Source organism: Campylobacter sp. TTU-622 (genome assembly GCF_016598965.1).
Taxonomy (GTDB): Bacteria; Campylobacterota; Campylobacteria; order Campylobacterales; family Campylobacteraceae; genus Campylobacter_D.
In genome coordinates this window covers 1-491 of record NZ_JAENKR010000219.1, presented here as the reverse complement: position 1 = coordinate 491, position 491 = coordinate 1, and the positions used below count along the sequence as shown (strand labels likewise).

1 pseudogene is annotated in these 491 nt (G+C 32.6%); it reads left to right on the top strand.

Going from position 1 to position 491, the window contains the following annotated elements:
• Positions 1–491, top strand: a pseudogene (locus JG677_RS08565) (hypothetical protein); the annotation flags it as partial.

Below are 491 nucleotides of genomic sequence, written 5' to 3'. Positions count from 1 at the left end.
GGTAATAACTTAACCAATAATGGAAGCGGTGCCATAATCATAGAAGACTGGCTTGTTACTTCAGATGAATCAGGCAAATTAGACACTATAGTTGTAGGTGGAGATAATAAAGACAATGTAAGTGCAGATAATATCACTATAGATGAAGGTAATCTTGATCTAGGAGGACTTGATGATATAAGTGATGTTATTAGTGGAATTGATAAAGGTAATGTAAGCAATGTAACAACTAATGGTAGTGGAGATATAAACTTAATCTATGATCCTACAACAGGAAAGATTTATCAAAGCTTTAACCTTAATGCCTCTATATCAGGAGCAACCTTTAGATCTTTAGTATCTACTACAACAAGAAGATCAACCTTTATTGATAATATTATGGGTAATTCTATGCAAAGCTTTTATCTAAGCTCTTCAAGTAGAGCTCAAAGAATGGCTATGCAAGAAAAAGGTAATTTATACTCTGATGCAAGTGATTATATAAAGAGTGA